20 protein-coding genes and 1 pseudogene are annotated in these 20,146 nt (G+C 68.6%); 14 read left to right on the forward strand and 7 right to left on the reverse strand.

Annotated elements, in window-relative coordinates; translation table 11 throughout:
- Positions 1–26: 26 nt before the first annotated feature.
- The 4 genes from ACJEIK_RS10130 to ACJEIK_RS10145 all read left to right on the forward strand — a co-directional run bounded on the left by ACJEIK_RS10130 (position 27) and on the right by ACJEIK_RS10145 (position 3,184).
- Positions 27–1,067 (forward strand): cytochrome c oxidase subunit II, encoded by a 1,041-nt coding sequence (locus ACJEIK_RS10130; protein ID WP_061002997.1) that lies wholly within the window; start codon positions 27–29, stop codon positions 1,065–1,067.
- 10 nt (positions 1,068–1,077) lie between these two features.
- Complete coding sequence (locus tag ACJEIK_RS10135) at positions 1,078–1,497, forward strand: cytochrome c oxidase subunit 4 (protein ID WP_020103569.1); 420 nt, start codon at positions 1,078–1,080, stop codon at positions 1,495–1,497.
- A 187-nt stretch (positions 1,498–1,684) separates the two neighbouring features.
- The gene (locus ACJEIK_RS10140) at positions 1,685–2,512 is read left to right on the forward strand and encodes a hypothetical protein (RefSeq protein WP_409431431.1); all 828 of its coding nucleotides are present in this window, start codon (positions 1,685–1,687) and stop codon (positions 2,510–2,512) included.
- A complete protein-coding gene (locus ACJEIK_RS10145; RefSeq protein WP_135357084.1) occupies positions 2,513–3,184 on the forward strand; it encodes a DUF2561 family protein in 672 nt (223 codons plus the stop codon).
- Positions 3,185–3,187: 3 nt separating this feature from the next.
- On the opposite strand, the gene ACJEIK_RS10150 is transcribed toward ACJEIK_RS10145, so the two are convergent.
- Entirely contained in the window at positions 3,188–3,796 is a 609-nt protein-coding gene (locus ACJEIK_RS10150; RefSeq protein ID WP_237162879.1) for a TetR/AcrR family transcriptional regulator, read from the reverse strand.
- Between the two features lie 88 nt (positions 3,797–3,884).
- Between ACJEIK_RS10150 and ACJEIK_RS10155 the strand changes: the two genes are divergently transcribed.
- Entirely contained in the window at positions 3,885–4,619 is a 735-nt protein-coding gene (locus tag ACJEIK_RS10155) for a hypothetical protein (RefSeq protein WP_135357085.1), read from the forward strand.
- Between the two features lie 148 nt (positions 4,620–4,767).
- Here ACJEIK_RS10155 and ACJEIK_RS10160 read toward each other — a convergent pair whose 3' ends face one another.
- From ACJEIK_RS10160 to ACJEIK_RS10175, 4 genes are read right to left on the reverse strand one after another with little or no spacing between them, the layout of a single operon-like run.
- On the reverse strand, positions 4,768–6,405 hold the full coding sequence (locus ACJEIK_RS10160) for a cytochrome b (protein ID WP_409431432.1): 1,638 nt from the start codon (positions 6,403–6,405) through the stop codon (positions 4,768–4,770).
- Positions 6,402–7,565, reverse strand: a complete 1,164-nt coding sequence (locus tag ACJEIK_RS10165) for a ubiquinol-cytochrome c reductase iron-sulfur subunit (RefSeq protein WP_064858744.1) — start codon at positions 7,563–7,565, stop codon at positions 6,402–6,404. Before ACJEIK_RS10165 ends, ACJEIK_RS10160 begins: the two co-directional genes overlap by 4 nt.
- Entirely contained in the window at positions 7,562–8,404 is an 843-nt protein-coding gene (locus ACJEIK_RS10170; RefSeq protein WP_409431433.1) for a c-type cytochrome, read from the reverse strand. Before ACJEIK_RS10170 ends, ACJEIK_RS10165 begins: the two co-directional genes overlap by 4 nt.
- Positions 8,401–9,012 carry a heme-copper oxidase subunit III gene (locus ACJEIK_RS10175; RefSeq protein WP_082762195.1) on the reverse strand — a complete coding sequence of 204 codons (612 nt, stop codon included), beginning with the start codon at positions 9,010–9,012 and terminating at the stop codon, positions 8,401–8,403. The genes ACJEIK_RS10170 and ACJEIK_RS10175 overlap by 4 nt, the downstream gene beginning before the upstream one ends.
- Before the next feature lie 57 nt (positions 9,013–9,069).
- Here ACJEIK_RS10175 and trpD point away from each other — a divergent pair, with 57 nt between their 5' ends.
- Complete coding sequence (trpD, locus tag ACJEIK_RS10180; protein ID WP_061003211.1) at positions 9,070–10,173, forward strand: anthranilate phosphoribosyltransferase; 1,104 nt, start codon at positions 9,070–9,072, stop codon at positions 10,171–10,173.
- Here the strand turns inward: trpD and ACJEIK_RS10185 are convergent.
- A pseudogene (locus tag ACJEIK_RS10185) lies at positions 10,111–11,919 on the reverse strand (DEDD exonuclease domain-containing protein); the annotation flags it as partial. The gene trpD and the pseudogene ACJEIK_RS10185 overlap by 63 nt on opposite strands.
- A 116-nt stretch (positions 11,920–12,035) precedes the next feature.
- Here ACJEIK_RS10185 and ACJEIK_RS10190 point away from each other — a divergent pair.
- The 4 genes from ACJEIK_RS10190 (at position 12,036) to ACJEIK_RS10205 (ending at position 15,592) form a co-directional block, all read left to right on the forward strand.
- Positions 12,036–12,302: a hypothetical protein gene (locus tag ACJEIK_RS10190; protein ID WP_061003141.1), complete on the forward strand. Its 267-nt coding sequence runs from the start codon at positions 12,036–12,038 to the stop codon at positions 12,300–12,302.
- Between the two features lie 153 nt (positions 12,303–12,455).
- The gene (gene ripC / locus ACJEIK_RS10195; protein ID WP_061010535.1) at positions 12,456–13,592 is read left to right on the forward strand and encodes a peptidoglycan hydrolase RipC; all 1,137 of its coding nucleotides are present in this window, start codon (positions 12,456–12,458) and stop codon (positions 13,590–13,592) included.
- Positions 13,593–13,852: 260 nt separating this feature from the next.
- Entirely contained in the window at positions 13,853–14,407 is a 555-nt protein-coding gene (locus tag ACJEIK_RS10200; RefSeq protein ID WP_234785545.1) for a peptidase, read from the forward strand.
- 18 nt (positions 14,408–14,425) lie between these two features.
- Positions 14,426–15,592 carry a glycosyltransferase family 4 protein gene (locus ACJEIK_RS10205; protein WP_061006818.1) on the forward strand — a complete coding sequence of 389 codons (1,167 nt, stop codon included), beginning with the start codon at positions 14,426–14,428 and terminating at the stop codon, positions 15,590–15,592.
- Here the strand turns inward: ACJEIK_RS10205 and ACJEIK_RS10210 are convergent, their stop codons facing one another.
- Entirely contained in the window at positions 15,593–17,380 is a 1,788-nt protein-coding gene (locus ACJEIK_RS10210) for a long-chain fatty acid--CoA ligase (protein WP_061006817.1), read from the reverse strand. It abuts the gene before it with no gap.
- A 119-nt stretch (positions 17,381–17,499) separates the two neighbouring features.
- On the opposite strand from ACJEIK_RS10210, the gene ACJEIK_RS10215 reads away from it, so the two are divergent.
- The 4 genes from ACJEIK_RS10215 (at position 17,500) to ACJEIK_RS10230 (ending at position 20,087) form a co-directional block, all read left to right on the forward strand.
- Complete coding sequence (locus ACJEIK_RS10215; RefSeq protein ID WP_061006822.1) at positions 17,500–17,889, forward strand: polyketide cyclase / dehydrase and lipid transport; 390 nt, start codon at positions 17,500–17,502, stop codon at positions 17,887–17,889.
- A gap of 107 nt (positions 17,890–17,996) precedes the next feature.
- Positions 17,997–18,434 (forward strand): SRPBCC family protein, encoded by a 438-nt coding sequence (locus ACJEIK_RS10220; RefSeq protein ID WP_061006816.1) that lies wholly within the window; start codon positions 17,997–17,999, stop codon positions 18,432–18,434.
- Positions 18,427–19,680: an ArsA family ATPase gene (locus ACJEIK_RS10225; protein WP_061006815.1), complete on the forward strand. Its 1,254-nt coding sequence runs from the start codon at positions 18,427–18,429 to the stop codon at positions 19,678–19,680. Before ACJEIK_RS10220 ends, ACJEIK_RS10225 begins: the two co-directional genes overlap by 8 nt.
- Positions 19,677–20,087: a hypothetical protein gene (locus tag ACJEIK_RS10230; RefSeq protein ID WP_082762216.1), complete on the forward strand. Its 411-nt coding sequence runs from the start codon at positions 19,677–19,679 to the stop codon at positions 20,085–20,087. The genes ACJEIK_RS10225 and ACJEIK_RS10230 overlap by 4 nt, the downstream gene beginning before the upstream one ends.
- Positions 20,088–20,146 lie beyond the last annotated feature (59 nt).

Genomic DNA, 20,146 nt, shown 5'->3' on the forward strand with positions numbered 1-20,146 from the left:
TGACCGACCTCTAGGAGGGCCTCAACGTGACCGCTCGCGGGCTCCGTTTGGTGGCGTTGTCCGCCATTCTCGGCGCGTCGACGCTGCTGCTCAGCGGATGCAGCTGGCAGGAAGTCTTCGGCCTGGGTTGGCCGACCGGCATCACGCCAGAAGCGCACGCAAACCGTGACCTCTGGGTGTGGTCGGTTATCGCTTCGTTCGTGGTCGGCGCCATCGTGTGGGCGCTGATCTTCTGGGCGATGGCGTTCCACCGCAAGAAGAAGACCGACACTGAACTGCCCCGTCAGTTCGGCTACAACATGCCGCTGGAACTGGTGCTGACCGTCGTGCCGTTCCTCATCATCTCGGTGCTCTTCTACTTCACCGTCGTGGTGCAGGAGAAGATGATGGACCACAGCAAGCCTGCTGAGGTCACCATCGACGTCACCGCTTTCCAGTGGAACTGGAAGTTCGGCTACCAGAAGGTCGCCTTCAAGGACAACACGTTCTCCTACGACGGCGCCGACGCCGCCCGCAAGGAAGCCATGAAGTCCAAGCCCGAGGGCAAGGACGAGCACGGCGAGGAGAAGGTCGGCGCGATCCGCGGCGAGAACCCCGAGGACCGCAGCTACCTGAACTTCGACAAGGTCGAGACCATCGGCACCAGCACCGAGATTCCGATCCTGGTCCTGCCGAAGGGCAAGCGCATCGAGTTCCAGATCGCCTCGGCCGACGTCATCCACGGCTTCTGGGTGCCGGAGTTCCTGTTCAAGCGGGACGTCATCCCGAACCCCGAGGCCAACCACTCGGACAACATCTTCCAGGTCACCGAGATCGAGAAGACCGGTCCGTTCGTCGGCCGCTGCACCGAGATGTGCGGCACGTACCACTCGATGATGAACTTCGAGGTGCGCGTCGTGGAGCCGGAGCAGTTCAAGGCTTACCTGCAGTACCGCATCGATCACCCGAAGGCGACCAACGCCGACGCTCTGGTCTCGATCGGTCTGCCGCCGGTGGCCCAGACGACCCATCCGTTCGACTCTCGCCGCGGCGAGCAGGTCGGTTCGCCCGCTCAGGCGAGCAAGTAGGGGATACGCCATGCATATCGAAGCCCGACTTTTCGAGATTCTGACTGCCTTCTTCGCCTTGGCGACCGTCGGCTACGGCGCGCTGACCGCGCTGTACGCGAACGGTGGCATCGAGTGGGCCGGCACCACCGCGCTGGTGCTGACCACCGGTCTGTCGCTGATCATCGGCACGTTCTTCCGGTTCGTGGCCCGTCGCCTCGACACCCGGCCCGAGGACTACGAAGACGCCGAGGTCTCCGACGGCGCCGGCGAGCTGGGCTTCTTCAGCCCGCACAGCTGGTGGCCGCTGCTGATCGCCCTGTCGGCCTCGACCACCGCGGTCGGTATCGGCCTGTGGCTGCCCTGGCTGATCGTCGCCGGCGTCTGCTTCGTGCTGGCCACCGTCGCCGGCCTGGTGTTCGAGTACTACACCGGCCCCGAGAAGCACTGACACGTACGGCCCCTGTGACCTGATCGCTCTGCGGTCAGGTCACAACCGTATGTCAGATGGTCCTCTGGCACCGTCCGGTACGGCCATGCCGGGCCCATGTTGGGTAATGTCTGCCGAAGGCTGGAATGTCGCCGTGAGCGACGTTCCTCAGCTGCAGCGACACAGTGGTCGAGAGGGATAGGCGTACGTGAGCGGGTCACATTCCCCGGGCTCGGATGATGCGGCCCGGGAGTCATCGGGCGTCGGTGAAGGCACCGGCGAAACCGAGATCTATTCGCAGGCCTACTCGGCGCCCGAGTCCGAGCACTTCACCATCGCCCCGTACGTGCCGCCGGAGCCGGCGCTGTACGACTACGACAGCTACGAGGCCAAACCCGACGCCGACGACGCCCCGCCGCCGCGGTGGCCGTGGGTCGTCGGTGTGGTGGCGATCATCGCCGCCATTTCGCTGGTGGCGTCCGTCGCCATCCTGGTGACCCGCAACAGCAGCTCGGAGAACGTGGCGACGCCGTCGACCAGTACGACGTCGGCGCCGCCGTTCCAGGACGAGTTCACCACCACGACCACGCCGCCGCCTCCGCCCACGACGACCGAGGCGCCCCCGCCACCGCCACCTCCGCCGCCTCCGTCGACGGTGACCGTGACTCAGCCGCCGCCACCGCCCCCGTCGGAAGAGCCGCCGCCTCCGCCGCCCAGCACCGCCGCGGCCGCGCCGCCGGCCACGACGTCGGCGCCGCCGACCGGACCGCGGTATGTCACGTACCGGATTTGGGGCACGAAGGCGCCGCTGGACCGTATTTCGGTGACCTACACCGACGCCGCGGGACGCCAGCGCACCCAGCAGAACGTCTACATTCCGTGGATGATCACTCTGACACCGATCTCGATGTCCGATGTGGGCTCGGTGCAGGCCTCCAGCCTGCTGCGGCTGAGCCACCTGAACTGTTCGATTGTGACCAGCGACGGCCAGACGCTGGCCTCGCAGACAAACGATGATTGGCAGACGAGCTGTTAAATGCCGTACAACGCTGAGACTTCAACCCGGTCGCGAGTGACCGGCGGCAACCCCGAGCAGTTGGACCGTCTTCTGCTCGGCGGCTCCGTCGCCGTGTGGCTGGCGGCCCTGGGCGCCGGGGTGGCCGCTGTCGTCGCCATGGTGGACCTTGGTACCCGGCACCCGTCGGGTGCTGCGTCGTCGCACACGCCGTGGCTGCTGTACTCCGTCATCGCGGTGTCGGCGGCGGTGATCGTGGGCGCCATCCCGCTGTTGCTGCGCGCCCGTCGCGGTGGGGCGGCACCGCTGCCGCTGCTCGGGGGCGGACCGTCCGAGGCCGACGACCGTCGCCCCGCCGGGGAGATTCCGACGAGCGCCCTGCGCTCCTTCGACGACCCGGTGGTGCGCCGCTATTCGGCGTCGCCGGCGACCAGCATGCTGGGCTTTCCGGTGGCGGCGGTGGATCAGCTGTGGCTGCGCTGCACGCTCGGGATCGCCGCGGCCATGGGCGGCGCGACGCTGTTCATCTTCCTGGGCGCGTACATGCTGGCCGACCGCCACGACGAGTTGGCCTGGATCCTGTACGGCCTGGCATTCCTCGTCACCGCTGCCATGGTCGCCATTCCCTGGTACTGCCTGCGTGGCCTGCATGCGGTGCTCGAGGCGTCGGCCGAGGATGCCCGGGCGGCCTAGCGCTCAGCGCGGTGCGAACGCGCGAATGGTGCGCCGGACGGTCTCACCGAGATAGTCGGGCGTGACCGCGTCTGCCGTGAACAGGACGCGGAAGTAGACCGGCCCAGCGGCCATCTCCAGCACTGCGCGCGGGTCGGTGCCGGGCGGGATTTCGCCACGCGTCATCGCGCGTTCGACGACCGCGCCGCTACGCCGGAACCGCTCCTCCCAGAACCTGGCCCGCGCGGTCCGGACGTCGTCGTTGTCGTCGGCGCCGGCCAGCGCGCCGTAGAGGACGGCGCGGATGGCCCGATCGGTCAGCGCGGTGACGATGTCGGCGAGGAGCTGTTCGAGGTCACCCTGCAGTGATCCGGTGTCCGGTGTCGCGACGTTGCGCTGCGTGAAGCTCACCAGCAGGTCGGCAACCAGTGCGGCCTTAGTCGGCCACCGGCGGTAGACGGTCGTCTTGTTCACCTCGGCCCGCTTGGCCACGTCGGACAGTTGCAGGCTGTCGTACCCGATTTCCGTCAGGAGCTCGAGGGTTGCCGCATGGACCGCGGCCACCACACGTGCGGACCGGCCACCTGGTCGCGGTCGGGGGACTGCGGTGGCGTCGATGGTGGTGTCCGTCACCGATTCAGTCTCGCAGGACTGTTGACCCAGGAGCGTCACGGGGCATATAAAAGCAACCATAGGTGCTTTTAGTGTAGGAGATGCGCACATGCCGGACCAGACGCTCACCATCGACGCCGTGATCGCGGGTCGTGCCGTGTCTCGTGATGAGGTACTCGCCTGGGAGGCCAGGCGCCTGCCCAAGGCCGCCCGCAAGATCGGCCTGCCCGTGCCCGCCGGCGATCTCGCCCGGCAACGAACAGCTTTCGCCGACGCCAAGCTGGCCCTGGGTGCCGACGACGTCCGTCGGCGCTTGGCGCGTGACATCCGCGCGGCCGGGGTCGTGGCCCGCGGGTCGACGCAGCTGTCCGTCGGACGACGCGCGACGAGCGTGTGCGACCTGTACGTCACCGGCGGCAGCGCGGCGGCATTCGTCGAGTGGTTCACCGCCGCCGAGCGCGACGACTACGCCCACAGCATGATCGCCGCCAACCCCGACCACTTCCTCATCGACACCGCCCCGGACGGACGGCAGGAGGTCGTCGAAACGACCGGCGGCAGCCCACTGGCGACGCAGTTCTTCGTCGACTACGACGACACGTCACCACTCGTCACGCCCCGGGACGCGGCGTTCCCGATCGAGGCGGCGGGGGTCGCGCGTGCCGCGGGCGGTCTCGCGATCGGCGGCGTCCGGCACGAGTTCCGCGACGACGCGAACGGCTTCCATGCGCGGCTGTGCGTCGAATTCCCTTGGCTCACCGCGCCGTACATGATCGCTCAGCACAGGTGGCACCTGGCGTGCGAGTTCAGCAACTGGATCACCGCGGCGTTCGCACACCACTGAGTCTGCGCCGAGGCCGCAGGGCACTCGACTTTTCTCCCCCCCAGCGCAGGCTCAGCGCAGAAAACGGAGGCGGGGTAGGGGAGTGGACCCGAAAACGACTTCGGCCCGGTCTGGTGGAAACCAGACCGGGCCGAAACCGTAGATCGAACTAGTGATGCCCGTTGGAGCCGTTGGGCGAAATCTCGTCCTGGTACTCCTTGAGGGCGGTGAGTGCCTTGTGTTCGGCGGCGTGTTCGGCGTCGGCGAGGGCGGCTTGTTCGACGGCGGAGTCGGCGAACAGGAAGCTGCCGGTGCCGGGGGAGCCGGCGGAGCCGAGCTTGTTCATGCGCTTGGGCAGTGCGGCACCCTGGTATTCCAGCGGGATCGGGTGGCCGTGATCGTCGACCGGGCCCAGCGGCTGGTGCAGCTCGACGTACGCGCCGTGCGGCAGCCGCTTGATGATGCCGGTCTCGATACCGTGCTCGAGGACGGCGCGGTCGCTGCGCTGCAGGCCTACACACCAGCGGTAGGTGAGGTAGTAGACGATGGCGGGCAGGACCACCATGCCGATGCGGCCGATCCAGGTGGTGGCGTTCAGCGAGATGTCGAACTTGAGCGCGATGATGTCGTTCATCGCGGCCAGGGTCAGCACCATGTAGAACGCGATGGCCATGGCACCGATGGCGGTGCGGACCGGCACGTCGCGCGGACGCTGCAGCAGGTTGTGGTGTGCGTTATCGCCGGTGAACTTCCGTTCCAGGAACGGCCAGGCGATCAGCAGTCCGAACACCACGCCCATCAGCACCGCGACGCCCATCACGGCCGGGATGGTGTGGCCGAAGGGGTAGAACTCCCAGGCCGGCCAGATACGAGCCAGGCCTTCGGTCCACATCATGTAGAAGTCGGGCTGGCTACCAGCGGACACCTGCGAGGGCTTGTAGGGGCCGAGTTCCCAGATGGGGTTGATCTGCAGCAGGCCGCCCATGATGCCCAGGACGCCGGTGACCAGGGCGAAGAACGCGCCGCCCTTCATCGCGAACACGGGCATGACGCGCACGCCGACGACGTTCTTCTCGGTGCGGCCGGGGCCGGGGAACTGGGTGTGCTTCTGGAACCACACCAGCGCCAGGTGGGCGCCGATCAGGGCCAGGATGATGCCCGGGATCAGCAGGATGTGCAGGGCGTACATGCGCGGGATGATGATGTTGCCGGGGAAGTCGCCACCGAACAGTGCCCAGTGCATCCAGGTGCCGATGACCGGGATGCCGAGGGTGATCGAGGACAGCGCGGCGCGCAGGCCGATGCCGGACAGCAGGTCGTCGGGCAGCGAGTAGCCGAAGTAGCCCTCGAACATGGCCAGGATCAGCAGCAGCGAGCCGATCACCCAGTTCGCCTCACGCGGGCGGCGGAACGCACCGGTGAAGAAGATGCGCGCCAGGTGCACCATGATCGACGCGGCGAACATCAGCGCGGCCCAGTGGTGAATCTGGCGGACGAACAGGCCACCACGGACCTCGAACGAGATCTCCAGGGCCGATTCGTAGGCGCGGGACATCTGCACGCCGCGCAGCGGCTGGTAGACGCCGTTGTAGACGACCTCGACCATCGACGGATCGAAGAACAGCGTCAGATACACGCCAGTGAGGAGCAGCACCAGGAAGCTGTACAGCGCGATCTCACCGAGCATGAACGACCAGTGCGTCGGGAAGACCTTGTTCAGCTGGCGGCGTACCGCGGCCGACGGGTGGTACCGCGAGTCGATCGCATCGCCTTGTGCGGCAGCGATGTCAGCGAGCTTGGGACTCATGATTTGCGCTCCCAGAATGCCGGTCCGACGGGTTCGATGAAGTCGCCGTTGGCGACCAGGTAGCCCTCTTTGTCAATCGTGATCGGCAGCTGCGCCAGGGCGCGGGCCGCCGGTCCGAAGATCGGCCGCGCGAAGTGCAGCGCGTCGAACTGCGACTGATGGCAGGGGCACAGAATGCGGTAGGTCTGCTGCTCGTACAGCGACGAGGGGCAGCCCAGGTGCGAGCACACCTTGGTGTACGCGAAGAAGTCACCGAAGTTGAAGCTCTCCTGGCCCTGGCGCTTGACCACGCGGCTCAGGTCCTCGGGCTTGATGCGGATGAGCATCACCGGGTTACGCACACCGAGAGCGATGTGGCCGAGCTTCTCGTGCGATTCCAGGGTGGTGCCGTCGCCGTCGGACTCACGCCACGGGAACACGGTCTCCATGCCGCCCGCGTCGAGGTCCTCGGGACGCATCTTCACGAAGGGGGACTCACCCGGCAGACCGGTGGCCCGCGCCAGGAAGATGGTCTCGCCGTGGAAACGCGGGGTCCAGCCCGACGTCCACAGGACGGCCTTCTTGCCGTCGGCGGTCGGCACGACCGGCTTCCACGGGTTCTTGATCAGACCGCCGATGAAGGCGACCGCGGTGCCCAGGCCGAACGCGCCGAGGCCGACGCCGAGCGACAGGCCGATCAGCTTGCGGCGCTTGAGCGTCGAGCCCTCGAGCGCATCGGTCAGGTTGGCCGCGACGGTGGCGCGGTGGACCTCGGGGGAGGCGCCGTCGTGGCGGTCCTGGATCGAGATTTCCTCGGGGATGAACTTCTTCTGGAAGAGCACCGCACCGATGCCGATCGCGAGGATCGACAGACCGAAGGTCAGGCCGTACAACGGGGTGGCCAGCGAGTAGATGAACTCGCCGTCGGATTCGAACGGCTTGTACTCCCACGGCCAGAACAGGAACACCAGCAGCAGGGCCAGGCCGGAGAGACCACCGAGCAGCAGCCAGGCCGCAACCTGACGCTCGGCGCGCTTCTCCGCCTTGGTGCCCTCGACGGGCCAGCGCGGCTCCTTGAAGACGGTCGTGACGCCGTCGATCTTTCCGCCCAGTTCGACGAGTTCTTCGCGCGACATCTCGCGCAGTTCCGCGTCACTGGGAATGTTCACGTTCTCGCTCATGCGCGAGCTCCGATCCACATAGCCGCGCCGATCACGGCGACCATCCCGATAATCCACATCGCCATGCCCTCGGGCGCGGGGCCGAAGCCGCCGAGGCCGTAGCCGCCCTGGCTGCGGTGCTCAGCCGACTCGCGGACGTAAGCGACGATGTCGCGCTTCTCTTCCGGGGACAGCTGGCGGTCCGAGAACTTGGGCATGTTCTGCGGGCCGGTGAGCATGGCGGTGTACACCTGCGCCGGCACTTCGGCGGCATGGCCGAGGTCGGGCGCGTACTTGCCCGACGACAGTGCGCCACCCTTGCCGGTGAAGTTGTGGCAGGACGCGCAGTTCAGGCGGAACAGGTCGCCACCGCGGGCGACGTTCTCACCGATGAACGAGTGCTGGTTGATCTGGCCGTTGGCGTCACGCGGAACCTGAGGACCGCCGCCGTTGGCCTGGATGTAGGCGCCGAGGGCGTCGATCTGGTGTTCGTCGAACGCCGGGTCCTTGCGGGCGGCCTGGGCCTCGCCGCGCATGGCAGGCATGCGGCCGGTGGACACCTGGAAGTAGACGGCCGCGTCGCCGACGCCGATGAGGCTCGGGCCGCGGTCGGTCACACCCTGCAGGTTGGCGCCGTGGCACGAAATGCAGGACGTTTCGAACAACTGCTTGCCGGTACGCAGCAATGCCAGCTGCGACTCGTCGGCGACCGCGACCTGAGGCCGCGGCGTCAGGGTGGCCGCGAGGCCACCAGCGACTAGAAGTCCGAGCAGCAGCAGCATCGCTGCTGAGAGGCGCCGGTGTAACCGACGACGGGACTTGCTGGTCATCGAACCCCTTCTCATCGACGAGTTGGTCATCGGACGAAGTAGATGGTGGCGAACAGGGCGATCCACACGATGTCGACGAAGTGCCAGTAGTACGACACAACGATGGCAGCGGTGGCCTGGGCCGGCGTGAACTTGCTCATCTTCGTGCGGGCAAGCAGGTAGACGAATGCCACCAGACCGCCGATGACGTGCAGGCCGTGGAAACCGGTCGTCAGGTAAAAGACCGATCCGTAGGCACTGCCCGGGATGGTGGTGCCCTCGTCGACCAGGTTGAGGTACTCGTAGCCCTGTCCCAACACGAAGAACAGGCCCATGAGGAACGTGATGACGTACCACCGGCGCAGCCCGAACACGTCGCCGCGCTCGGCCGCGAACACGCCCATCTGGCAGGTGAACGATGACGCGATCAACACCAGCGTCACCGGCACCGCGAGGGCCAGATTGAGTTCGGTCGGCTTCGGCGGCCAATCGCCGCCCGCCTGGGCACGCGCGGTGAAATACATTGCGAACAGCCCAGCAAAGAACATCAACTCGCTGGAAAGCCACACAATGGTGCCGACACTGACCATATTCGGCCGGTTCAGCGAATGCACCCTCGACGTGATGGCGGTTCCGGAGGTACCTACAGCGCTCGTCACAGCGGTAAGTATGACGCTTTGTAGTTGTTGAACTCCACCCGGGTGCCGACATTGGTCATAATCGGGTTCGTGCCAACCACCGATCCCCATCAGGAACCGATCACCGACGGGCCGCAATGGCCCCAGATCCTGGGCCGGCTGACCACCGGCCAGAACCTTGCCGCGGGTCAGGCGGGGTGGGCAATGGACCAGGTCATGACCGGTTCTGCGACCCCGGCGCAGATCGCTGCGTTCGCCATCGCGATGAAGATGAAGAGGCCCACCTCCGCGGAGGTGACGGAGCTCGCCGACGTGATGTTGCGACACGCCCGAAAAGTGCCCGCGGACGCGCTCGCGGCGATCGGCACCGATGTCGTCGACATCGTGGGCACCGGAGGCGACGGCTCGAACACCGTGAACCTGTCCACGATGGCGTCGATCGTCGTCGCCGCGTGCGGGGTGCCGGTGATCAAGCACGGGAACCGCGCGGCATCGTCGTTGTCCGGTGGCGCCGACACTCTCGAGGCCCTGGGCGTCCGGATCGACCTGTCGCCGGGTGACGTGGCCCGCTCGGTCGCCGAAGTGGGTATCGGGTTCGCATTCGCCCCGCAGTTCCATCAGTCCTATCGGCACGCTTCCTCCGTGCGACGGGAGATCGGCGTGCCGACGGTCTTCAATCTCCTGGGGCCGCTGACGAATCCGGCGATGCCGCGCGCCGGCCTGATCGGCTGCGCCTGGGCGGAACTGGCCGAGGTGATGGCCGGGGTGTTCGCCGCGCGCGGCTCCAGCGTCCTGGTCGTGCACGGCGACGACGGGCTCGACGAACTGACCACCACGACGACGAGCACCATCTGGCGCGTGCAGGCGGGCACCGTCGAGCGGCTGACGCTGGACCCGAAGGCATTCGGGTTCGCCCGCGCCGAGCTGAGCGAGTTGCGCGGCGGTGACGCCACGGCGAACGCGGAGTCGGTGCGCGCGGTCCTGGCGGGCCAGACCGGCCCGGTCCGGGATGCCGTGGTGCTCAACGCCGCAGGCGCGATGGTGGCTCATGCCGGGCTATCCAGCGACGCCCAGTGGGTGCCGGCGTGGGAGCGGGGCCTGGCCCGCGCCACCGAGGCGATCGATTCGGGTGCTGCCGAGCAGCTGCTCGCGCGGTGGGCTCGGTTCACCCAGAAGGTCTGAGCGCTGCGCCTGCTGTGCCGCCGCCCGGGCCGACCGGGCGGTGGCGGCCCACTCGGCCCACCGGCCGGCCGCGGTGACCGGTAGGCAGTACCCGGATTCGTCGTCGGCGGAGGTGCGCACGATGCGCACACCCGGCGCGGCCAGCCAGCGCACGATGAGCGCCACCTCCTCGACGGGCGCGCCGCCCAGCGGCCGCTCCGCTGTCAGGATCACTTGTGCCGCAGCGGATATCGCGTCGACGACGGGCATTGGAGGGACGCGCCGCGGCGCGTTGCCGGCGGCGGCCAACTGGCCGTACCGGACCACGACGAGATGCCAGCCGCCGGCGCCGTCGGGCCGGGCGGCCACCAGTTCCGGCAGTGCGGTCAGGGCCCGCAGGCGCTGGCCGCGCCACAGTCCGTCGATGACGGTCGCGGCATGGTCCCGCAGCCGCGCCGCGGTCTCGTAGCGGCCCTCGGCCGCCAGGTCGTCGATGTGTCTCAGCGCCGTGCGGAGGGCGGAATCATCAACGCCGGCAATGTTTTCCGCGGCCCGCCCGGCGAATTCGGCGTAGCCGCCTGCGGTGATGCCGCGTGGCGCCGGACACGGCGAGAGTTCACGCTCGGGGCACTGCGGCCCGTGTTCGGCGGACCGTGCCAGCCGCGTCGTGCAGGTTCGCACGCCCGTGAAGCGGGCCAGCAGCAGGGCCGCGTCGACGGCGTCGGCATGGGCCCGGAACGGCCCGACCGCCCGATCGTGTCGCGGCGCCCGCACCACGCTGAAGCGGGGGAAGGCCTCGTCGGTGAGCACCACCCACCACCACTTGTGCGGGGCCTTCGAGCGCCGGTTGTACGGCGGCGCGTGCGCGGCGAGGAGCCGCAGTTCGCGCACGCCGGCCTCCAACTCGTGGGCGCACTCGACATGGTCGACGCGGATGGCCAGTGACGCCATCTCTTTCATGCGGGCGCGCGGGTCGGCGCCGGTGAAGTACTGCCGGACCCGACGGCGCAGATCGACCGCGGTGCCCACGTACAGCACCTCCTCGGACGGCCCGCGGAACAGATAGACGCCGGGGGAGCTCGGCAGCGCGTCGGCGAGCTTGCGGTTGCGGCGCTGAGCACTGGTGACGTCCGGGAGATAGCCGCGCAGTTCGGCCAGCGTGTGCACACCCTGATTGCCGATGCGCTCGAGTAGTCCGTGCAGCACGTCGACGGTGGCGCGGGCGTCGTCGAGGGCGCGGTGCGTGGGGGTGGTGGTGGCGCGGAACAACCGGGCCAGCTCCGAGAGCCGGACGCTCGGTGCCTCGTCGCGCGTCAGGACCCGGCGGGCGAGCTTGACCGTGCACAGCACCGGAGGGTTGGGCCAGGGCAGCTGCGCCCGCTCGGCCGCCGCCCGCAGGAAGCCGATGTCGAAGCCCGCGTTGTGGGCGACCAGGACGGCGCCGCGGCAGAACTCCAGAAAGGCGGGCAGCACCGATTCGATGCGCGGGGCGTCGCACACCATGGCCGTGGTGATCCCGGTCAGCTGCACGATCTGTGGCGGGATGGCGCGCCCGGGGTCGATCAGGGTGGCCAGTTCGCCGATGATCTCGCCGCCGCGCACCTTGACCGCGCCGATCTCGGTGATGGCGTCCCAGCCGCCTCCGGTGTCGTCCGCCCGGGCCCGGCCGCCGGTGGTCTCCAGGTCGACCACCACGAACGTGGTGTCACGCAGCAACGCCTCGTCGAGGTCGAAAGCCAACTGGTCGGTGGCGCTGCCGGAGCCCATGACGTGACAGTAGGGGCCGGCACCGACAAGAAATCACATCGATGTCATTCCGTTATGCGGTTGCTGATCACCCGCACTTTTTTGTCGGTGGACGTCGCTAGCGTGCGCCTCAACCGATGAAGGAGTCAGAGATGAAGTTCGACAACGGGCCGGTCAAGATCGACTGCGACGACTGCGCCGTGCGTGGTCCGGGCTGCGGTGACTGCGTGGTCAGTGTTTTGCTGGGCGTACCCGAGACACTGCTGGACGACGAGCGCCGCGCGCTGGAGGTGCTCGCCGACGCGGGCCTGGCGCCGCGCTTGCGGCTGGTGCCGATCGGTCGGCCCAAAGGCGGGGTTGGCACTCAAAACGAGACAAAGTCAAGTACTACGGGCGTAGCGTGACGACGCTCACATTGTGATGCTGGTTAACGGGATCGGGGGGCGGGCTGATAGATTGGCCATTCCCGTTGGACAACGCCGATGCCGTTTCGTAACCTATTCGAGACCTCACTGAGTTCGAAGCGGCTCGAACCCGCAGTTGAAGGACGCGAAATCTTGAGTCTCCACCGCACACACCGCACCATATGCGGTCTTAAACGACCAGTAGCCGGTGCGATCGCGGGGCTCACCATACTTGGTAGCGCATTTGCGGGCAACGTCATGGCCGATCCGGCCGACGATGCCGTAGCAAAGCTGAACGAGCTCTCGCGCCAGGCGGAACAGACCACCGAGGCCATGCACGCCGCGCAGCTCGATCTGGACAAGAAGCTGGCTGCCGCGAAGGCCGCCGACTCCAAGCACGAGGCCGCCGCTGCCGCCGCGGAAGTTGCCAAGAACGAACTGGCTACCTACCAGGACTCGGTCGACAAGATTGCTGCAGCGCAGTACATGGGCGGCCGTACCGACGGCATCGACGCCATCCTGACCGCCGATTCCCCGCAGGGTCTGATCGACCAGCTCTCGGTCCAGCGCGTGATGGCCGGTGAGATGTCCGCGCAGATGGCCAACTTCCACAGCGCCTCCGACTCCGCCACGAAGGCCGAGGCCGACTCGGCCAAGTCGGCGTCCGAAGCCAAGACCGCGGCCGAGCAGGCCGCCGCCGTGCGTGCCGATCTGCAGTCCAAGCAAAGCAAGCTGCAGGTGCAGATCGCCATCGTCAAGTCCCGTTACACCGCGCTGACGCCGAGTCAGCGGCAGGCGCTCGCGGCACTCCCGCCGGCTCCCGCCGCCCCGCCGGCGCCCGCCCCGGATGCCTTGCCGGCCCCGGGTGACGATCCCGCCATCAACGCCGCCGGCCCCAACCCGCCCGCCGAGGCGGTTCCTGTCCCGTCGGAAGGTGGCGGCACCGCTGCCGGCGCCATCGCGGTGCAGGCCGCACTGACCCGCATCGGCGACCCGTATGTCTGGGGTGCCGCCGGTCCCGGCCAGTTCGACTGCTCGGGCCTGGTGATGTGGGCGTTCCAGCAGGCCGGCATCTCGCTGCCGCACTCGAGCTACGCGCAGGCCGCCGGCGGCCAAGCGGTGTCGCGCGACCAGATGCAGCCCGGTGACGTCGTGAGTTACTACTCCGACGCCTCGCACGTGGGCATCTACATCGGTGACGGCATGATGGTGCACGCCTCGACGTTCGGCGTGCCCGTGCGGGTCGCGCCGGTCGACAACGCGCCGATCTACAACGTGCGTCGCTACTGAGCCTCTCCCGTCGCGGTCTTTCCCGTCGCGTAGTTCTCGGCCTTCTCACCGCAGAGGCGGCTGCTGCCGCTTTCGTACTGAGTCGCGGTCACTCGGCTGACGTTCCGGCCGCCCCACCGCTGCCGGCGCCGCCGCTGCCGTCGCCAACTCCGGGCACCATCCGGCTGGCCGACGGCCGGACCGCCGACCTCCTGGTCCTCGACCCCGGTTCGACGCTGCCGGGCCGCATCACCGCCGAGCTCGACGGCGCCGTCGCCGCGGTGACCGCATTCTGGGGCGAGGACTGGCGCCGTCAGATCACCATCGTGACGACCGGGACCGACGAGGAGTTCCGGGCGTTGGCCGGCGGACGTCAGGAGTTTGCCGCGGCGACGACCGTCGACCGCATCGTGTTCGGGCCCGGCGCCGCGGCGATGGGACCGGGTGCGCTGCGAATCGTGTTGCGCCACGAGCTTTTCCACTACGCCTCCCGGCCGGTCACGGCCGCCGACGCGCCCTGGTGCCTGACCGAGGGCGTCGCCGACTACGTCAGCCGCCCGCGCACGCCGCGACCCGCACCCGCCGACATGGCGGTGCTGCCCACCGACACCGACTTCCAGGTCACCGGCCCGGCGCTGTCGCTCGCCTATGACCGCGCCTGGTGGTTCGCCCGGTTCGTCGGCGCGCGGTTCGGCGATCCGGTGCTGCGCCGGCTGTATCTGGCCGCCTGCGGCGCCGGTCATCCCGACCTCGACGCCGCACTGACCGCCACGCTCGGCCTGCAGCGCGACGCGCTGACCGCTGCGTGGCAGCAGTGGCTCGCGGCCCGGGGCTGACGCGATAGCCTGACCGCGATGTCTTCCCCGTCGCTGCGCTCGCCCCGGACGTCTCGGGTGCTGCTGCTGACCAACGATTTCCCGCCCCGCAAGGGCGGCATCCAGTCGTATCTGGAGAGCCTGGTCAATGAGCTGCTCGGCCGCGGGTCGCACGAACTGACGGTGTACGCCCCGAAATGGAAGGGCGCACCGGAATACGACAAGGCCGCCGCGGCCGCCGGCTATGAGGTGGTCCGCCACCCGACGACGCTGATGGTGCCCGAACCGACCGTCGCGCTGCGGATGCGCCGCCTCATCGCCGAGCACGACATCGACACGGTGTGGTTCGGCGCGGCCGCGCCACTGGCGCTGTTGGCCCCGCTGGCCCGCGATGCCGGCGCGACCCGGGTGGTGGCCAGCACGCACGGGCACGAGGTGGGTTGGTCGATGCTGCCCATCGCGCGAAACGCGTTGCGCCACATCGGAAACAACACCGACGTGGTGACCTTCGTCAGCCACTACACGCGCAACCGGTTCGCCGCGGCGTTCGGGCCGGACGCGGCGCTGGAATACCTGTCGCCCGGGGTCGACGTCGACCGCTTCGTCCCCGACGAGGTGGCCCGGGCCGAGTTGCGGGCCCGGTACGGGCTGGGGCAGCGGCCGGTGATCGTCTGCCTGTCCCGCCTGGTGCCGCGCAAAGGGCAGGACATGCTGATCCGGGCACTGCCCGAGATCCGGCACCGGATCGACGGCGCCGCACTGGTGATCGTCGGCAACGGGCCGTACCGCGACGACCTGCAGAAGCTGGCGCGGCGCTACGACGTCACCGACCATGTGGTGTTCACCGGCGGCGTGCCCGGCGACGAGTTGCCGGCCCACCATGCGATGGCCGACGTCTTCGCCATGCCGTGCCGGACCCGGGGCAACGGTCTCGATGTCGAGGGCCTCGGGATCGTCTTCCTCGAGGCCTCGGCGTGCGGTGTGCCGGTGGTCGCCGGTGACTCCGGGGGCGCACCGGAAACCGTCGTGGAAGGCGAGACCGGCCACGTGGTCGATGGTCGCGACGTCGCCGAAATCGCGGCCGCCGTCAGTGACATCCTCGCCGACCCCGACCGGGGCGCCGCGATGGGCGCCGCCGGCCGTCAGTTCGTCGTCGACAACTGGCAGTGGAAGCTCAAGGGCGAGCGGCTCGCCGAGCTTCTCTAGCTAGCTGTAGAGCGCCGCGATCTCGGCGGCGAACTTCTCCGCCACCACCTTGCGCTTGACCTTCAGCGTCGGCGTCAGCTCGCCGGTGTCCTCGGTGAAGTCGACCGGCAGAATCTGGAACTTGCGGATGGCCTCGGCCTTGGACACCGTCTGGTTGGCGTCGTCGACGGCCTTCTGGATCTCGGCGACCAGGGCCGGGTCCGCGGCGAGGTCGCCCACGGATGCGCCGGCGTCCTTGTTGTTGCGCTGCTTCCAGCCCTCGAACGCCTCGGGGTCGATGGTGATGAGCGCGGCGATGAACGGCTCCTGATCGCCGACGCACATGGCCTGGCTGATCAGCGGGTGCGCACGCATGACGTCTTCCAGCGGGGCCGGGGCGACGTTCTTGCCGCCGGCGGTCACGATGATCTCCTTCTTGCGCCCGACGATCGACAGGTAGCCGTCGTCGTCGATGGCGCCGAGGTCACCGGTGTGGAACCACTCGCCGGTGAAGGCCTCGTCGGTGGCGGTCGGGTTGCCCCAGTAGCCGCTGAACACCACGCCGCCGGAGAGCAGCAGCTCGCCGTCCTCGGCGATGCGCATGCTGTTGCCGGGCACCAGCTTGCCGACCGTGCCGACCTTCAACTCGCCGACCCGGTTGACGGTGATGGCGGCGCTGGACTCGGTCAGGCCGTAGCCCTCGTAGATGGTGACGCCGACGCCGCGGTAGAAGTGGCCGAGGCGGGCGCCCAGCGGCGCGCCGCCGGAGATGGCGCCGACGCAGTTGCCCCCGAGGGCGGCCTTGAGCTTGCCGTAGACCAGCTTGTCGAACACCGTGTGCTTGAGGTTGAGCAGCAGCCCGGCGCCGCCGGTGTCCTGCGCCTTGCTCCATTCGATTGCGGTGTCGGCGGCGATCTGGAAGATCTTGCCCTTGCCGTCGTTGCGGGCGTTCTGCTCGGCGGTGTTGTAGACCTTCTCGAACACGCGGGGTACCGACACCACGAGCGTCGGCTTGAAGACCCCGAGGATCGGCACCAGGTTCTTGATGTCGCTGGTGAAGCCCAGGGTCACTTGGTTGCTGAAGCCGGCCACCGCGACGGCGCGGGCCAGCACGTGCGCCAGCGGCAGGAACACCAGCAGCTTCTGGCCCTTGGCCAGCAGGTCGGGGAAGCAGGCCTTGACGCCGCGCAGCTCCGACAGCAGGTTCGCGTGGGTCAGCTGGCAGCCCTTGGGGCGGCCGGTGGTGCCGGAGGTGTAGATCAGGGTGGCCGGGTCGCTCGACTTGATGGCGGCCAGGCGGGCGTCCAGCTCGGCGCGGTCCACGCCGGCGCCGGCGGCGGCCAGCTGATCGAGGGCGCCGCCGTCGATGACCAGCACCTCACCGAGCGCGGGCACCTCGGACCGGATGGACTCGATCTTGGTGGAGTGGGAGTCCGCCTCGGCGAAAGCCAGGACGGCGCCGGAGTCGGCAAGCACGTGCCGGATCTGGTCGGCGGCGGAGGTCTCGTAGATGGGCACCGTCACCGCGCCGATCGACAGGATCGCGAAGTCGATGATCGGCCATTCGTAGCGGGTCGCCGACAGCAGCACGACACGGTCGCCGGCCTTGACGCCCTTGGCGATCAGGCCGAGGGCGGTGGCCCGCACCTGGGCGGCCACCTCGGCGCTGGTCACGTCGGTCCAGGTGTCTCCGACCAGGCGCTGGATGGCTACGTGTTTGGGGTCATCGCGCTCGAGGGAGTACACCGGGGCGACGACGTTGTCGTATTCGCCGATGGTGAACGATGCGGGAACGCTGAACTCACGCACGGTGTGGCCTTTCGGGTCAGGGCAAGGCGGTACTGGCAGCAGTGCCGTGACAGCAATGCCGTGCTCAGCGTAGTCGGGTGCTTCATCACACTGTGGAGGCGTATGTGAAGCTGGTCGGGATGAACAGCATCCAGATCGCCGACGAGACCTTCGTGTGCGCCGACCCAGCCGCCGTCGGTGCCGCCGTGGCGAACCAGAGCAGCTGGCGGCGCTGGTGGCCGGACCTCAAGCTGACGGTCGTCGAAGACCGCGGTCCGGCGGGGCAGCGGTGGACCGTCACCGGTGCCCTGACCGGGACCATGGAGGTCTGGCTGGAGGCCGTCATGGACGGCGTCGTGCTGCACTACTTCCTGCACGCCGAGCCGACGGGCGTGTCCGGCGCCGCGCTCGCCGAGCTGAACCTGGCGGACCTCAACCATCGTCGCCGGGTGGCCGGCAAGAACATGGCTTTCGAGATCAAGACCGATCTCGAGCGGACCCGCCCGGTGGGCGTGTCCAGGTTGGCCTGAGGCCCGGTATCGCCCCGCCAGGGCGGGGTGCTGGCGGTACATTGAGAGCTCGGCAGACGGGCGTCTGACGCCCGCGCCGGCATCGTAGAACTCGGGGAAGTGGACACGTGGCGGACAAGACTGCGCAGACCATCTACATCGACGCCGACCCGGCGACCGTGATGGACGTGATCGCCGACATCGGCTCATATCCCGACTGGGTCGCCGAGTACCCGGAGACCGAGGTGCTCGACGTCTACGCCGACGGTTACCCGAAGACGGCGCGGATGGTCCTCGACGCCACGGTGCTCAAGGACACCATGGTGTTCGCCTACCAGTGGCCCGCCGACCGCAAGTCGGTGAGCTGGTCCCTGGTGTCCAGCACGCTGCTGAAAGCGCTCGAAGGCACATACCGCTTGTCGCCCAAGGGTTCTGGCACCGAGGTGACCTACGAACTGTCGGTCGATCTGATGATTCCGATGATCGGATTGCTCAAACGCAAGGCAGAGCGGCGCCTGACCGACACGGCGCTCAAGGACCTCAAGAAGCGAGTCGAGTCTGAGTGACACGGACCCTGCTGGGCGTGCCAGGATCAGTCTGTTCGTCGGTAAGGGTGGAGTAGGCAAATCGACGGTGGCCACGGCCACCGCGGTACGCGACGCCCGGGCCGGGCAGCGGGTCCTCATCGTGTCGACGGATCAGGCCCATTCCACCGGTGACGTGCTCGGCGCGGACGTCCCGCCGACCGGACTGCGGACGCCGACACAGGTCCCCGTCGACGACGGTGCCGGCGTCGTGCTGGATGCCCTGGCGCTCGACACCCTGGCGCTGCTGGAGGCCCGGTGGCGTGAGGTGGCCGCCGTGCTGGTCGCCCGGTTCCCGGAGTCCGATGTGGGAGACGTTGCACCGGAAGAACTTTCGGCGCTGCCCGGCATTCAGGAGGTGCTGGGCCTGCACGAGGTCGCCGAGCTGGCGGCGTCGGGCAACTGGGACCACGTGATCGTCGACTGCGCCTCGACCGCCGACGCGATGCGGATGCTGACGCTGCCCGGCGCGTTCGCGCTGTACCTGGAGAAGGCCTGGCCGCGGCACCGGCGGCTGTCGGTCGGTCTGGCCGATGCGAAGACGGCCGCCATGGTCATGCTCGTCGAGCGGCTCGCCGCCGCCACCGAGGCGCTGGGGGAGTTGCTCGACCAGCCGGACGTCACCGCGCATCTGGTGCTCACCCCGGAACGGGTGGTGGTGGCCGAGGCGGTGCGGACGCTGGCGTCCCTCACCTTGATGGGCGTGCACGTGTCCGAGCTGATCGTGAATCAGGTTCTGATCCAAGACGATTCGTACGAGTACGTGAACCTGCCCGCGCACCCCGCGTTCGACTGGTACGCCGAGCGGATCGCCGAGCAGCGCAGCATGCTCAGCGACCTGGATGCCGCCGTCGGCGACGTGCGTCTGGTGCTCGTGCCGCACCTGGCCGGCGAACCCATCGGGCCGAAGGCCCTGGGGGAACTGCTGGAGGCATCGCGGCTGCGGCACGGCGCCCCACCGCCCGCGCCGCCGCGGCCCGTCGTCGACCGCGAATCGGGCTCAGGATTGGCCGCTGTCTACCGGCTCCGGATAGAATTGCCGCAAATCGACCCGGGGTCTCTGACGCTGGGCCGCGTCGACGACGACCTGATCATCGGCTCGGGTGGCACCCGGCGCCGGGTCCCGTTGGCATCAGTCCTGCGCCGTTGCATCGTGACCGGCGCGTCGTTGCGCGGCTGTGAACTGACCGTCCGTTTTCGCCCTGACCCGGAGGTGTGGCCCAAGTGACGCACACCGATTTCGGGGCGGACGCTCTGGGCGACCTACCGGTGGACCTGCGGCTGCTGGCGCAGGCGCTCCTCGACAAGATCGATCCCGTAGTCCGGCTGTCCGTGGCCATGCTCGCCGATGGCGAGAACCCCAGCGACTGCAACCAGGTGTGGTGCCCGGTGTGCGCACTCGTCGCCTTGGCCAACGACGAACAGCATCCGATGCTGACGGCGATCGCCGAACACAGCACGACTTTTCTCGACGCGGTGCGCGCCGCGCTCGCCGACCAGGGCCCCGCCGGCCCGCACCCCGAGCCGCCGACGGATCCGTCCGGTCCCGGCGGCAGGCACCGCCAGCCCGACGATCCGGACGGTCCACCAGGGCCGGGCCGGTACCAGTCCATTCCGGTATCTGTGGAGGAATGACCAGTCCGCTGCGGGCTGTGGTCGGGCCGACAGTCGGTGGGTAAAGTTGTCGGGGGCAC

The sequence above is a fragment of the Mycobacterium sp. SMC-16 genome, assembly GCF_046250085.1.
GTDB classification, from domain to species: Bacteria; Actinomycetota; Actinomycetes; order Mycobacteriales; family Mycobacteriaceae; genus Mycobacterium; species Mycobacterium phocaicum.